Source organism: Corallococcus sp. bb12-1 (genome assembly GCF_026626765.1).
GTDB classification, from domain to species: Bacteria; Myxococcota; Myxococcia; order Myxococcales; family Myxococcaceae; genus Corallococcus; species Corallococcus terminator.
Genome location: NZ_JAPNJZ010000027.1, coordinates 561,373 through 575,185 on the forward strand (window position 1 = coordinate 561,373; position 13,813 = coordinate 575,185).

Annotated in this window: 12 protein-coding genes; 3 read left to right on the top strand and 9 right to left on the bottom strand. The window is 69.5% G+C overall.

From position 1 onward, the window contains the following. Positions 1–30 precede the first annotated feature (30 nt). From OV208_RS33370 to OV208_RS33380, 3 genes are all read right to left on the bottom strand, one after another. Positions 31–654 carry a hypothetical protein gene (locus tag OV208_RS33370; RefSeq protein ID WP_267577965.1) on the bottom strand — a complete coding sequence of 208 codons (624 nt, stop codon included), beginning with the start codon at positions 652–654 and terminating at the stop codon, positions 31–33. A 147-nt stretch (positions 655–801) separates the two neighbouring features. Then, a complete protein-coding gene (locus OV208_RS33375) occupies positions 802–2,478 on the bottom strand; it encodes an amidase (protein ID WP_267577966.1) in 1,677 nt (558 codons plus the stop codon). Positions 2,479–2,523: 45 nt separating this feature from the next. Further along, positions 2,524–3,213: a hypothetical protein gene (locus OV208_RS33380; RefSeq protein WP_267577967.1), complete on the bottom strand. Its 690-nt coding sequence runs from the start codon at positions 3,211–3,213 to the stop codon at positions 2,524–2,526. Positions 3,214–3,333: 120 nt separating this feature from the next. Here OV208_RS33380 and OV208_RS33385 point away from each other — a divergent pair, with 120 nt between their 5' ends. Continuing rightward, the gene (locus OV208_RS33385) at positions 3,334–5,103 is read left to right on the top strand and encodes a right-handed parallel beta-helix repeat-containing protein (RefSeq protein WP_267577968.1); all 1,770 of its coding nucleotides are present in this window, start codon (positions 3,334–3,336) and stop codon (positions 5,101–5,103) included. 23 nt (positions 5,104–5,126) lie between these two features. Here OV208_RS33385 and OV208_RS33390 read toward each other — a convergent pair whose 3' ends face one another. From OV208_RS33390 to OV208_RS33415, 6 genes are all read right to left on the bottom strand, one after another. Further along, complete coding sequence (locus OV208_RS33390; RefSeq protein WP_267577969.1) at positions 5,127–6,320, bottom strand: Kelch repeat-containing protein; 1,194 nt, start codon at positions 6,318–6,320, stop codon at positions 5,127–5,129. 39 nt (positions 6,321–6,359) lie between these two features. Then, entirely contained in the window at positions 6,360–7,223 is an 864-nt protein-coding gene (locus OV208_RS33395) for a hypothetical protein (protein ID WP_267577970.1), read from the bottom strand. Positions 7,224–7,255: 32 nt separating this feature from the next. Further along, a complete protein-coding gene (locus OV208_RS33400) occupies positions 7,256–8,125 on the bottom strand; it encodes a hypothetical protein (protein ID WP_267577971.1) in 870 nt (289 codons plus the stop codon). A 465-nt stretch (positions 8,126–8,590) separates the two neighbouring features. Then, on the bottom strand, positions 8,591–9,211 hold the full coding sequence (locus OV208_RS33405; RefSeq protein WP_267577972.1) for an MXAN_6652 family MXYO-CTERM-anchored protein: 621 nt from the start codon (positions 9,209–9,211) through the stop codon (positions 8,591–8,593). 114 nt (positions 9,212–9,325) lie between these two features. Further along, positions 9,326–10,540 carry an MxcI protein gene (locus OV208_RS33410; RefSeq protein WP_267577973.1) on the bottom strand — a complete coding sequence of 405 codons (1,215 nt, stop codon included), beginning with the start codon at positions 10,538–10,540 and terminating at the stop codon, positions 9,326–9,328. A gap of 257 nt (positions 10,541–10,797) precedes the next feature. Then, on the bottom strand, positions 10,798–11,718 hold the full coding sequence (locus OV208_RS33415; protein ID WP_267577974.1) for an RluA family pseudouridine synthase: 921 nt from the start codon (positions 11,716–11,718) through the stop codon (positions 10,798–10,800). A gap of 95 nt (positions 11,719–11,813) precedes the next feature. Here OV208_RS33415 and OV208_RS33420 point away from each other — a divergent pair, with 95 nt between their 5' ends. Next, positions 11,814–13,049: an MFS transporter gene (locus OV208_RS33420; protein ID WP_267577975.1), complete on the top strand. Its 1,236-nt coding sequence runs from the start codon at positions 11,814–11,816 to the stop codon at positions 13,047–13,049. A 94-nt stretch (positions 13,050–13,143) separates the two neighbouring features. Next, positions 13,144–13,752 carry a 2,3-bisphosphoglycerate-dependent phosphoglycerate mutase gene (locus OV208_RS33425; protein WP_267577976.1) on the top strand — a complete coding sequence of 203 codons (609 nt, stop codon included), beginning with the start codon at positions 13,144–13,146 and terminating at the stop codon, positions 13,750–13,752. Positions 13,753–13,813 lie beyond the last annotated feature (61 nt).

Sequence of the window (13,813 nt, forward strand, 5' to 3'; positions counted from 1 at the left end):
CAGGGCAGGCACCCGCCGCTCAGCTCCAGCTCACTGCACGACTGGGGCGCGGAACACCTCGCCGTCGCTGCCTTCCAGCACCAGGCTCCCCACGTCCGAGCTGCCCACGCGCAGGGACGCCCGTGTCTGCCCCCGGCGATCCACCAGCCGCAAGCCGGGCATGCCGTGCTCGTCCGCGCCCAGGATGGCGCGGGGCCGCCCATGCTCATCCGCCAGCTCCAGCCGCGACGAACCATCCACCTGGAGCCCCACGGAGAACAGGTCCACGCCGCCGGGCTTGGACAATGACAGGCGGGGGGCCTCGTCCGAGAACACCATGAGTTCGGCCAGCGACTCACCCTGCGCCGTGGAGAAGCGGAGGCGGGGCGAGTCATCCGAGCCCACGCCCAGCAGCGCCCGGGGCCGGCCCGCGCTGTCGCGAAGGACCAGGGACGCGGCGCCATCCTTGTCGGTGTCCAGCGTGGCGCGGGTGCGGCCCTGCGCATCCTGGAGCACCCACCGGGAAGCGACGACTTCTCCGGCCTGGGGCGCCGGGCTTCGGAGGGCCGCGGCGCCCAGGCCGAGGACGGCCAGGGCGAGCGCGGAGAAGGAGAGTCCCTGCAACCGCCGGATGCGGGCTTCCAGCCGCTCCATGCGCGCGTCGGTTGAATCCATCCCGGTGTCACCTCCTGTCCGCGCCACCCTGGCGGGACGAAGACGAGGGTAACAAATGCGGTCCCCGCGCGGGCGCTTCCGCTCGGCCGCGACACCACGCCCAGCCCAGGGTGTGGAGGGCCCGACGTTCAGGGAGGGCCCGCGCCGTCAGCTCAGGACGCGCACATGGACCGCGGGCGTGCGTCGCTCCGCCGCGCGCTCCACCACGCGCCCCAGGCGCAACAGCAGGTGCTCTTCAAACGGCCGCCCCATGAGGTGCACGCCCACCGGAAGGCCCGCGCGGTCGAAGCCCGCCGGCACCGACAGGGCGGGGCAACCCGTGAGGTTCGCCAGGCGGATGAAGCGCATGAGCGCGTCCACCACCGGCAGGTTCGACTCGCCGTCGGGAAGCGTGGATTCCGGAATCGCAGGAGCGGTGGTGGCCGTCGTCGGGGTGATGATGACATCCACGCCCGCCATGAGGGACAGCAGCTCGCGGGTCATCCGGTGCCGGTGCCGCAGCGCATGGACGAAGTCGGTGGCCCGGAAGCGACGCCCGAGCGCCAGGTTGGTGCGCGAGTCGAGGCCGAACACCGACGCGCGCGCCTTCAACTGGGGAAGCATCGCTTCCGTCATCTCACTCAGGATGATGCAGCTGTGCGTCCAGAGGATCGTGTTGAGGTCGGGCGGTGGAATCTCCACCACCGTGGCCCCCGCGTCGGTGAGCGCCCGCACCGACTCCCGGCACCGGGCCACCACGTCCGGGTCGGCATCCTCGAAGTAGGGCGTGCAGAGCCCCAGGCGGATGCCCTTCAGCGCGCCGTCCTCGTAGCCCGACAGGTGGTGCGCGGGTTGCTGCCGCGCGACGACGTCCTGCCCGTCCGGCCCGGAGAGAATCGCATACATCGCCGCCACGTCGTCGACGGTGAGGCCCATGGGCCCGACGTGCGCCACGTTCCAGCACAGCGGGGGCACGCCCGTCTCCGGGATGCGGCCCCACGTGGCCTTGAGGCCGACGATGCCGCAGAGCGCGGCGGGGATCCGGATGGAGCCGCCGCCGTCGGCGCCAATGCTCAGCGGACACAGGCCCGCCGCCACGACGGCGCCCGAGGCGCTGGAGCTTCCGCCAGTGATGTGGCCCCGGTTCCATGGGTTGCGCGCGGCGCCGTGGTGAGGGTTCAACCCGATGGGGTTGATGCCAATCTCATTCATGTTGGCCTTGCCCAGGATGAGGGCACCCGCGGCCTTCAGGCGCGCGGCCACCGTCGAGTCGGCGGGCACCACCTCGTTGCGGAACGTCGTGCCCAGCGTCGTGGGGAAGCCGGCCAGGTCCACCTCGTCCTTCAGGACGACGGGCACGCCGTCGAGCACGCTCAAGGGCCGGCCCGCGCGCAGCCGCTCCGCCGCAGCCTCCGCGGCCCGCAGCACCTCGTCCGGCTTGCGCGCGATGAAGAGGCCCAGGCGGTCCGCGCCGCCGTCCAGGCGCTCGATGGCCTCGTGGAGCTTTCGAACGACGGTGACAGGGTCCGTCCCGCCGTCACGGTAGGCCCGCACGAAGGCCGCGACCGTCTCCCGCTTCGGCTCCAGGGAGGACGCGGCGACAGCGCGCGCGGCCTGTTCTTCCGACGTCTGCGATTCCGTGGGCGGGGCACCGGGAGGCAGCGGATATTGGATGGGCGGAGCATCTCCGGCGGACAGCTCACGCCAGGCGTCGATGCCACTGTCCCGCAACAACTTCTCCACCAGCGCGGGCCCGACGCCGCCGCGCTCCAGGGTGTTGACGAAGGCCTTGAGGGCCACGCCTGACAGACGCGGGGCCTTCACCGGGGGGCGTTGATAGGACATGGGCGCAGCCTACCGCGAGACGGACGGGCCAGGACGGGATGAGCGCTACCGGGTCGCGCGGTGTGTCAGTCGGGATGGAAAGCGCTCTTCGACGCCGGGCAGGAACAGGGGCCGCCCTTCACGCGCGGCCACGATGGCCCGGCGGAAGTCAAGGTCACCATAGGCATCCAGCACCGACGGGTTGAAGCTGTGGACTCCATCCCCGACCCCTTCGTTCTCGATGTCTGGCGCGAGTGATTCCCAAATGCCCAGCGGTGCATAGACCAGGGATTGGACACCGCCCTCGGCGTACATCCCGGCGGTCGTCGCCAGGAAGGTCGCCCTCGCCCGGATTTCGCCCGAGGCCACGAGGGTGGCGTTGCGGTCCCCATACTGGCCGAAGAGCTCCCCTTCGACGCGCACCGAGCCTTCGACGAAGACCCGCGCCCCGTTACCGAACGAGAGGGTCCGCGCTTCCAGGTCGCCCCGGACGACCACGAGGCCGGGCAGATAGTCGTCCGTCCACAGGTGCAGGTGGCCTGTCGTCCTGAGCGGGCCCTCAATGAGGACGACGTAGGGACCGTCCCCTGTTTCGAGTCCTTCCGGAGCGTCGAGGCCCGCGTCGAGGAGCCGCACGGCACCGGGGGACTGCTCGAAGACATCGAGTTCCGACGCACGCGGATGCGACCCCAGGCGTGTTCGGACCTCCAGGAGGGTCGTCGCTTCACCCAGGGCGTCGAGTCGGTTTGGGGGCACGAGGCGCATTCAACACGAAATCACAGCTCGCGGTCAGCCATCTGGGGAGTTCATGGACAATCGCCCAGGTCGTTGCCCTCATGTACCGCGCCGGACCAAGGTTGGCTGAAGGAAACCCCCATGACCTCTTCATTCTCGCGTTGGGCCTGTGTTCTTGGATTGCTGACGTCGGCGGCCTGCTCTGACGATCCCCCGGACGACGTGGACCCGGTGGATGGAGGCAACGTCACCGATGGCGGAAGCAGCGACGCGGGAGGAGGCGGCGACGCGGGAGGAGGCGGCGGACCCGATGCCACGGTGGCCGGCGCGACGAGCCTGCCCTTCCCGACGCTGCACCACCTGACCGTGGAGTGGGCGTTCAGCGGGGATGCCAACGCCAATGGCGTGGTGACGGTCCGCTATCGGGTCGGGGGCACCAACGTCTGGCGCGAGGCTCTCCCGCTGCGCCGCGTGGCCGCGGGCAGCAACGAGGGCTTCAGTTGGACGAACCGTCATTCCGGCAGCGTGTTCGACCTCCAGCCGGGAACGACCTACGAGTTGGAGCTGACGCTCACGGACCCCGACGGCGGGACGACCACGCGCACCACGAACGCCACCACGCGTCCGTTGCCCGTCCCCATGGCAAGCGCTCCCATCAAGGCGGTGACGCCCGCCACGTTCGCCAGCGTCGCCGCGAGCGCGCAGCCCGGGGACATCCTCCAACTGGGCGCGGGGACCTATGTTGGCTTTGATTGGTCCCGCAGCGGCACCGAAGGAAAGCCCATCGTCCTGAGGGGGACCGCCGGGGTGGTGATCAATGGTGCCATCAACCTCTTCGCCCAGGCCTACGTCCACCTGGAGGGGCTCACCGTCAACGGGCGCATCCGGTTCAACGGCTCGAAGCACATGGTCATCCAGCGTTGCACCATCAACGCCAGCAGCACCTACGGCGGCGACGGCATCGTGACCTTCACCCGCGCGGAGAATGCATACATCGCGGACAATGTGGTGACGGGCCTGACGCAGTGGGTGGAGGCGTCGCTCGGAGCCAGCGGGGACAACCTGGGTGAGGGCATCGCGGTCAACGGTCCGGGGCACGTCATCCTGCACAACCGCGTGACGGGGTTCCGGGATGGCATCTCCCTCCTGGAGGACGATGAAGCCGTGGATCAGTTCAGCATCGACATCCTGAACAATGACCTGACCGGCAACGCGGATGACGGCATCGAAGCGGACTTCTGCTTCCACAACTGCCGCATCGTCCGCAACCGGCTGACGAACAACTTCATCGCGGTGTCATCGCAGCCGGGGCTGGGCGGGCCCACGTACTTCGTCCGCAACGCCATCTACAACGCGGTGCACGTGGCCTTCAAACTCTACCGGGGCAGCACCGGGGACGTGCTCCTGCACAACACGGTGGTGAAGCACGGCGACGCGTTCGGAATCTATGCCGGGCGCCCGGTGGCGAACCTCTACGCGCGCAACAACCTCTTCCTGGGAGGACCCGGAGGCACCTTCAACGGGTACAGCAGCGGCACCGGACGGGTGTTGCATGTCCCCGACCTGGACGTCGCAAGCTCCAGCCTCGACCATGACGGCGTGGGCTCCACAACGGACACCGTCACGGGCCGCCTGGGCGCCACCACGTTCAGCAACCTCCAGACCCTGCGCACTGGCACGAGCGAACAGCACGCCGTGCAGGTGGACCTCACGGTGTTCGCGAACACCGTGGCGTATCCCGCCGCGCCACTGACGCTCTACGCGAAGCCCGACCTGCGGATCCGCGCGGATTCGGCGGCGGTGAACGCGGGCCAGCCTCTGCCGAACATCAACGAGGGCTTCGCCGGTCAGGCGCCGGACCTGGGAGCCTTTGAGGCAGGCGCGGACCTGCCTGTCTACGGTCCGCGTTAGGAATCAAATGGGCGGCGCCACGCTCAGGGCACCAGCAGGGCGCCATCCGACAAGGCGACCTCCGCCCCGGCGCCTCCCAGGCCGCCCCAGATGAACAGGGATTGACCCGTCCACACGCCCGCGTGCCCCGACCGCGCGGAGGGCGCGCCCTCGGTGCGCAGCGGCGTCCAGGTGTCGCTGGCGGGGTCATACACCGCGCCGTCCGCGCAGGCGCCCGAGCCACCGTTGCCGCACTTCGCGGCGGCGCCACCCCAGACGAGCATCCGCGTCCCGGTCCATACCGCGACATGCCCGGTGCGGGGCGAGGGAGCCCCCTTCGTCGACAGGGGCGACCACGCATCACGCCGGGGATCATACCGGGCCCCGCCTTCGCAGTAGCGCGGCCCGTCGCCGCCGCAGCCCAGCCCGCCAAAGACAAGCATCTCCGTGCCGGTCCACACCGCCGTGTGCGCCCAGCGGGCCTCGGGAGCCCCCGCCGAAGCCAGCGGCCGCCAGGTGTCCGTCGCGGGCGAGTACGCCGCGCCATCCCGCAACGCCACATCTACAGCCGCACCGCCACTGCCGCCCCAGACAAGCCACTCCTGCCCCGTCCACACCGCGGAGTGATAGCGACGTGCCACAGGTGCTCCGGTGCCGGACAGGGGCGTCCACGTCCCGGTCTCCACGTCATACCGGGCCCCATCCCCCAGCACGCGGGCCTGCTGGGGCTCCTCTCCGCCCCACACCAGCATCCCCTGCCCCGTCCACGCCGCCGTGTGCCAGCCGCGCGCGGAGGGCGCGCCCTGGGTGGGAAGCGCGCTCCAGGTGTCCGTGTCCGGCGCGTAGGCCGCCCCATCCCCGCAGGGAAGCTGGGGCCGCTCGCCACAGCCCACGCCGCCCCAGACGAGCATCCGCTGGCCGGTCCACACCGCCGTGTGCAACGTGCGCGCGGCGGGAGCCTTCAGCGACGACAGCGGGCTCCAACTCCGGGCCGCCACGTCGAACCGGGCCCCATCCCCGCAGACCCCGTTGACGGTACAGCCCCCCAGCCCACCCCAGAGCAGGACCCCCTGCCCGTCGAAGGCGGTCGCCAGTTGGAGGCCGGCGCCAGGGCCAGCCCCCGCCTTCAGGGACTCCCAGGTGCCCTGCTCCCCCGCCCCGCCCTGCTGGGGACTGGAACAGCAGACCAGCGCGAGCAGACACAGGGCCGGGGACAGGCGCATCCGAAACGACGTCATGGCTTCACGCTCCGAATGCGCCATCGGGGTTCCTCGCGTCTACCAGGGACGGGGGCTGCCGCAGCTATACCCCGGGCCGTTGATGAAGCGCGACACGGCGCGGCTGTTGGCATCCGCCGCGGCCGTCTGCCGCACACTCAACGGAATCCACCACTGCGACTGGTCCGACACGTCGCAGAGGAACTCCACCTGCACCTGGTTGGGCGAGTGGAAGCGGCTGGCCGTCCCGTTGTTCTCCCACATGGCGCCAAAGGCATACTTGCTGATGCCATGGAAGTAGAAGTAGTCGCAGCCGTTGATGGTGCAGGAGCCCTGGGGCCCGGGCCGGTGACCACCGGTATTGCCATTGTTGATGTTGTACTTGTCGAAGTTGGCGTGCCAGCCCTCGTGCATGTAGTCACCCGCGCGGGAGGCCGGGTTGGAGTTGCTGCCGTTCGGGTTGTAGAGCGGGCACGCGGTCTCCACCTTGTCCGTATCCCACGGCCAGAACCGGGGGGTGAAGGTGCCAAAGACATCCGTGCGGTCGGTGATGCCGTGGTAGAGGCTGTCGTGGAAGTTGCTGCTGCGCGCCTCCGCCGTGCCCCGGTAGTCCTCGGTGCCGTGGAACGACTGGGCGAAGTTGTCCAACATGCCGTACGTCAGCAGGTAGGACGCGTTCCAGTGCTTGGGGAATTCGAGCGACACGTTGCAGGCTTCACTCCAGCCACGGTTGCTCCAGTCCCCGGACTTCAGGCCATAGGCCTGGTACTGCCACAGGAAGAAGTCCTGCCAGCAGCCGTGGGTGTTCCAGAGGTCCCGGTCCGCCTGGCTCGCACCCGTCTGGACACAGACGGCACCGGCCTCGGCTCCCAGGCCAAAGGCAAGAAGGGACGACATCAGGGCAATGCCTTGCTTGAAATTCATGGGCGTTCTCGCTCCTCGGTCGTGAGGTCAGGTCAGAACTTCGGAGGGGTGACGTCGAAGGTGTAGGGCTTCTCCTCGGGCGGACGGGGCTCCTTCGGCTCGGGCTTGGGCGCCTGCACTTCCGGGTGGGCCTTCAGGTAGGCGTTGAGCTTGCGGTTGAACGTCTCCGCGTTCTCGCCGCTGACGCGCCGGACGCGCTCCAGGAGCAGCAGCTCCTCGCGGCGGACGAACGGCTCCACCGTCTTGCGCGCCTCCAGCGAATCGCCCCGGTTCCACAGGAAGGCGCTGATGGCCTCCGCGCGGACGATGACGGAGGGGTGCGCGCCCACCTGGTAGAGCACCTCCCGGTCGAACTCCTCATCTCGCAGGTACGCGATGCCAGCGACGGCCTTGGCCTGCAGGCGCGCCTGCTGGGCCTCTTCCTGGAGTTCCCCTTCGATGACGGTGCCCTTCGTGGGCAGCGGCATGCGCACGAACTCCGCGAGGAACTTCGCGCCGTCGTAGGTGCGCATCTCGCCGAGCAGGCCCAGCGCGACCAGCGCGCGGCTGGAGTCACCGGACTTGTGCGACTCCAGGATCTCCTCGGTGAACGCCTGGATGACGTCCGGGTTCCCAGCAGCGGTGCGCAGCACCTTGCGCGCGTCGTTCTGCTCCTCCACCACGGATTGACCGGCCCAGGTGACGAACGCCTGCACGCTCTTCCGAGCGTCCGTCCCCGTCCCGCTCAACTCCGGCGGCTGGTGCAGCTTGCGGCCCGCGATGACTCGGCTGGGCGGGATGTCCGAGCCCTGCTCCGAACCGGGCCGGGCATCGGCTCCCACGGCCACGGAGCCCGACATCAGGCCGAGCGTCACGACGGCGGCGCCTGCGTGGGAGATGACTCGCCATTTGCGGCTTTGCATGGTCCTGCCTCCATTCCAGAAGTGTCGGAAGCCCCATCCCCGGGGCGTCCCCTCCCACGCCGCGCGAGTACCGCCGCGACCCGTGGGTGGTCCCGCTCACTTCACGAGCCGTACCAACGTGTTTCCGGCGCGGAAGGGCGCAATCGACTGGAGGCGGTGGCAGTCACTCCGCACTCGGAAGCAAGGGGTTGAAACACGCTGGCGCGTGCACCCTGGCATCGGGCGTCTGTTGCTGGCGGGGCCACAGGAAGTGTTGCTCTTGTTGCCCGGGAGGCACGGCTTCTCTCGTGACAGGCTCCGCACTGTGTTTGAGGAGGCCCCCCTGTTCGACTTCGAATTCAAACATCCAACTTCGACACGGCGCTGGAGCCCGTGTCGGGTTGAACCTCCGCCACCGCAAGCACGGCGCCGGTCGTCAGGGTGGCGACGCCGGCACCGTTCACAGCATCACCGCATGGGGAAACCTCAGCTCCGACGGCGGCGCAGCAGGGCCAGCCCCGCCAGCGCCAAGCCCCACACGGGCGCGCTGCCCGCGGCCGAGCAGCCTCCGCTTTCGTTCTCTTCCGGGTTCGGATCCACGACGACGGGCGTGCCCTTGCCCACCGTCACGCTCAGCGTCGTGGCCGCCGCCCGGTCCCCGTCACTCTTCTGGTCCGCGTTGGAGGAGTTGCCCGCCCCGAAGAGCTTGAGCGTGACATCCGTCGAAGGCGCGACGAGCGAGAAGTTGAAGCGCAGCTCGGTTCCCGTGAAGGCCTGCGGCGCGGAATGGACCAACTCCGCACCCAGCGGCTTCATCCCGGTGCCGGCCTGGAGCTTCGCGCCCGCGCTGTCCACCGCGATGTCCGCCCCACCCGTCTTCGCCGCTCCACCCCGGATGATGAAGGTGTACTGGCCGGTGGCGCCCGGCTCCAGCGTGGTGGGGCCCTCCAACACCACGGTGGGAACCTCCCCACCCTTGTGACACGTGCTGCACATCACGCCGTCCTTGCCGGACTGGCCGGTGATGCCCGTGCTGGTGGCGAAGGCCGAAGTGGACCACAGCGACGAAACAGCGAACACGCCCGCGATACGGAACAGATGACGCATCGAATCTCCAGGGGGAGGTGAAACCAGGTGGGGCCTACGCGCCGGGCCCCCAACCCGACAGGCTTTCGCCCATCGGGCCCGGGGGCCCGGATTGCTACGGTGAATGAGACAGTGCTAGCGCAGCTGGACGAAGGAGAAGGACAACCCCTGCGTGGTCACCGTGGGCTTGCCACCCTCACCCAGCACGCGGAACGTCGTGGACGCGGCGCCCGCGCCGAACTCGGTGTAGAGCGTCTGGTTCTCTGACTCGAAGAGGAAGACGCTGCCGGAGGTGGAGGCGAACTCCGCCTTGCGCGTCGCGGTCAGCGTGTCCAGCTTCAGCTCCCACCACTGCCAACCCGTCCCGCTCGCCATCGTGCGGGGATGCGTGCCTTCGGCCACCGGGGCGATGGTCTCATCCAGCACGCGCACGTACGCCGTTCCCGGTGCTCCCGGGATGAGCGCGCCCGCGGTGCCGCCGCCCACCAGGTCCGAGAGCGAACGGTAGAAGGTCGTATCAAAGGCACGCGTCTGGGGATCGAACTTGAGCAGGCACGGCTCCGGCGAGTCCGCGACCACGCGGAACACCGCGGCGCCATACGCCTCCGTCGCGATGTACACCTTGCCGTCCAGGCCGAGCGCGGCGTCGTGCGTGTAGCCGCACCGGTCATCCGTCGCGATGGTGGCCGTGTCCGTCGCCGTGTCGATGGAGACCACGCCCGCCTTCTTCGTGATGCCCACGCCCGACACCGGGCGCCAGCCCACGGGCATGATGATCTGCGAGCCCACGTGCACGACCGCGCCCGAGAAGGCCAGCACGGTGTCTGGGATTTCCAGCGTCTTCAGCGGAATGGTGCCCGTCACGGTCATCGCCGTGGGATTCCAGATGACGACCTGCGCAGTCGCTCCGTCGAAGAAGTACGCCTTCGTCTCGGAGACAAACTGGAAGTTGGCCTGGTACTCGCCGAGCGACGTCACATCCTGGCTCGCGAAGCTCACCGTGCCCGCCGCCTCCAGGCTCCCGGCGCTGTTGAGCCGGTAGCGCGTCACCACCGGGCTCTCATCACTCACCACGTAGAGCGAACCGGACTTGGGGATGCCCACGCCCAGCGCCCGACCCGACACCTTGATGGCGTTGTCCAACGACAGCGAAGCCGTCTGCTCCGCCTGGGTCGTCACGACGACGTAGCTCTCCACCGGGTCCGCGACGAGCAACTGCGTGGTGATGGCATACAGCGACCCGTTGTCGTCGGTGCCCGGCTCCTCCGAGTCACCACAACCCGTCAACAGGGCCAGGGCCAGCATGGCGGCGGAGCGTCGCAAGGAAGGGAAGGCAACAGGATGCTTCATCGGAAATGGCCTTTCTGCTTCGGGGGAAGGAGGGCGTGTCATCCAGCCCGGACGTCTGTAGACAGACATCCGACAATGAAAATGATACTCATTCTCATTTTCAGGACGTACTAAATCCATCAATGCCAGATGTCAAGAGATAGGCGGATCAGCCCGGATGATAAGAAAAATCTTATTTTCGGGACGAGACGGGAGCCCGCGTGGCGGGTGGCTGTCCTGGGGTTGAGCAAGCCCGCCCCGGTGGGGAGGCTTCGCCCTCAACCGCGCAGCAGCGCCAGCCCGCGCAGGAAGTCGTCGGGCAGCGGGGACTCCACCTGGATGAGTCTTCCGGTCGCGGAGGTGGGCACCTCCAGGCGCCACGCGTGCAGGGCCTGCCGTCCCACCGCGAGCGCGGCCGGGTGCGTGCGCGCGGCTTGCGTGCCGTAGACGGCATCCCCCAGCACGGGGAAGCCCGCTTCGGACAGCTGCACGCGGATCTGATGCGTGCGGCCCGTGTCCAGGTCGATGTCCAGCAGGGCCCCGTCCCGGAACCGCTCGCGCACGGTGAAGCTCAGGGCCGCCCGGCGCGCGGAGGGCACGCGGGTGGTGAAGCGGCGCGGGTCCTTCGGGTCGCGCGCATACGGACCCTCCAGCCGGCCGGTGTCCGGAGGCTGTCCCAGCACCAGCGTCTGGTAGCGCTTGTCCACGCGCTTGTCCTGGAACGCCTTCAGGAGCGCTGCCACGGCGTCATCCGTCCGGGCCAGCGCCAGACAGCCGCTCGTCTCCCGGTCCAACCGGTGCACCACGCCCGGCTGGGCCACGCCCTCCACGTCGAACGGAGGGCATCTGGCCGCGAGCAGCCCCACCACGGAAGGCGCGCGGCCCTCCGGCTCCACCACCAACCCCGGCGGCTTGGCCACGATGATCAACGCCGCGTCGTCGTGCAGCACCGGCAGCTCAGGCCCCTCCAACGAAGCGGCCGGGGAGGCCCGGGGCTCCGGCGTCTCCAGTTCCAGCTCTTCCCCGCCCCACAGCTTGCGCGTGGCTTGTGCCTTCTTGCCCCGGATGCGCACCCGCCCCGAGTCCAGCAGCGCGCGGGCCCGCTCTGGGGTGAGACCGGGGACATGCTTCGTGAGGAAGCGATCCAACCGCTCGCCTGCGACCTCACGGGGGACCACCAGGACCTTGTGCCGCGTCATGACTCCCCCCGTCCCCCAAGGCAGGCAGGGAGTCAACGTGTAGGCGTGCGCCCACCGAGCACGCGGCGAAGGAGCGCTGTAGAACCGGGCTCTCCGTGGCCTCTTCCCTGCTTTCGCGCGCGTCCTCCCTGCGGGCCCTGTCTCACCGTGACTTCGCCTGGCTGTGGACGGGCATGCTCGTGTCGAACATCGGCACGTGGATGGAGACCGTCGCGCTGGGCGTGTACGTGACGGAGGTGACGGGCAAGGCCGGGTGGACGGGCGGGGTGGCCGCGCTCGCGCACCTGCCCTCGCTCCTGCTCGCGCCCCTGGGTGGAGCGCTCGCGGACCGCTTCGACCGGCGCTCGTTCATGGCGGTGTGCGTGTGCCTGCAGGGGCTGCTCGCGGCGCTGCTCACGGTGCTGGCCGCGACGGGAAACCTCACGGTGCCGTGGGTGGCGGCCATCTCGCTGCTCAACGGCGCCCTCAACACGCTCGTGATTCCGTGCGCCACCGCGCTCACGGTGGCCGTCGTCCCGTCGGAGGACCTGCACAACGCGCTCAGCCTGGACTCGGCGCAGTTCAACCTGGGCCGCATCATCGGGCCGGTGGTCGCGGCGCTCGTGTTGACGAAGGCTGGCATCGCCGGGGCGCTGTTCCTCAACACGCTGTCGTTCCTCGCGGTGCTCCTGGTGCTGTCCCGGATGAGCGGCGCGGTGCGGACGGTGTTGCCGAAGCGGGAGGCGCTGTGGGCCGGCATCCTCCGGGGCATGAAGCTGGCGTGGGAGGACCCGGGCATCGCGTTGGCGCTGGGGACGTCGTTCTTCGTGGGCCTGCTCATCTCCCCGTTCGTGGGGCTGGTGCCGGTGTTCGCCCTCAAGGTGATGGGTGGAGACGCCGCCACCACGTCGCTGCTGCTGACGGCGCAGGGCACGGGCGCGGTCCTCGCGGCCTTCGCGACGGGAGCGCTCGTGGCGAGGATGGGACGGCGGGGGATGCTGGAGGCGTCCGTGCTGCTCGTGGGGCTGTGCTCGGCGCTCTTCTGGCTGTCCCCCACGCTGCCGGCGGCCCTGGTCGCGATGTTCTTCCTGGGCGCGGTGTACCTGCTGGCCTTCACGGGCTTGAAGACGGTGTGTCAGGCGCGCACGCCGCCGGAGCTCCAGGCGCGGGTGAGCAGCCTGTTCCTGCTGCTGGTGAACCTGGGCTACATGGTGGGCGTGTGGGGCCTGGGCATGCTGTCCGACCGGCTGGGCGTGCGGCCCATCACCGCGGGAGCCGCCCTGCTCTTCTTCGGCATCGTGGCGCTCACGCGCGCCCTGCGGCCCCGGGGCCTGGCGGCGCTGGGCACCTGAGCGCGCCCCAGCGTGGCCGGGAACCGACGGGACGGACGGGGGGACGGACCTTGCCCCTTTTCCCGCTCCCCCTGGTTGGGCTAGCAGAGGGGCCATGCCCATCCTCGCCCTCGTCCGTCATGGTCAGTCCCTCTGGAACCACGAGAACCGCTTCACCGGCTTCGTGGACGTGCCCCTCACCGAGCAGGGCCGCGGCGAAGCCCGCAAGGCCGCTGACGCACTCAAGGGCCTGAAGTTCGACGTCGCCTACACCTCCGCCCTGAGCCGCGCGCAGGAGACGCTCGCCATCCTCCTGGACACGCTGGGCCAGCGCCCTCCCGTCATCCGCGACGCGGCCCTCAACGAGCGCCACTACGGTGACCTGCAGGGCCTCAACAAGGCGGACGCGGCCAAGGAGTTCGGCGAGAAGCAGGTCCACATCTGGCGCCGCTCCTTCGACGTGCCGCCCCCCAATGGCGAGTCCCTGGAGATGACGGCCAAGCGCGTGCTGCCCTTCTACGACCGCGCCATCGCGGGCGACCTGCGCCAGGGCAAGAACGTGCTCGTCGTGGCCCATGGCAACTCCAACCGCTCCCTGGTGATGCGCCTGGACAAGCTGTCCGGCGAGGCCGTGGTGGCGCTGGAACTGGCGACCGGCGTGCCCGTCGTCTACGACGTCACGACCGAGGGCCAGGTCGTCTCCAAGCGCGGCGCCACCCCCTGACGCCTCGCGGCGAAGGCCGGGGCCCTCTGGAGGACATCGCCAAGAGGGGGTTGAATGCCGC

Excerpts from the sequence above, each read along its gene's own strand:
- OV208_RS33370 (WP_267577965.1), bottom strand. The coding sequence starts at position 654 with ATGGATTCAACCGACGCGCGCATGGAGCGGCTGGAAGCCCGCATCCGG.
- OV208_RS33375 (WP_267577966.1), bottom strand. The coding sequence starts at position 2,478 with ATGTCCTATCAACGCCCCCCGGTGAAGGCCCCGCGTCTGTCAGGCGTG.
- OV208_RS33385 (WP_267577968.1), top strand. The coding sequence starts at position 3,334 with ATGACCTCTTCATTCTCGCGTTGGGCCTGTGTTCTTGGATTGCTGACG.
- OV208_RS33390 (WP_267577969.1), bottom strand. The coding sequence starts at position 6,320 with ATGACGTCGTTTCGGATGCGCCTGTCCCCGGCCCTGTGTCTGCTCGCG.
- OV208_RS33395 (WP_267577970.1), bottom strand. The coding sequence starts at position 7,223 with ATGAATTTCAAGCAAGGCATTGCCCTGATGTCGTCCCTTCTTGCCTTT.
- OV208_RS33400 (WP_267577971.1), bottom strand. The coding sequence starts at position 8,125 with ATGCAAAGCCGCAAATGGCGAGTCATCTCCCACGCAGGCGCCGCCGTC.
- OV208_RS33405 (WP_267577972.1), bottom strand. The coding sequence starts at position 9,211 with ATGCGTCATCTGTTCCGTATCGCGGGCGTGTTCGCTGTTTCGTCGCTG.
- OV208_RS33410 (WP_267577973.1), bottom strand. The coding sequence starts at position 10,540 with ATGAAGCATCCTGTTGCCTTCCCTTCCTTGCGACGCTCCGCCGCCATG.
- OV208_RS33415 (WP_267577974.1), bottom strand. The coding sequence starts at position 11,718 with ATGACGCGGCACAAGGTCCTGGTGGTCCCCCGTGAGGTCGCAGGCGAG.
- OV208_RS33425 (WP_267577976.1), top strand. The coding sequence starts at position 13,144 with ATGCCCATCCTCGCCCTCGTCCGTCATGGTCAGTCCCTCTGGAACCAC.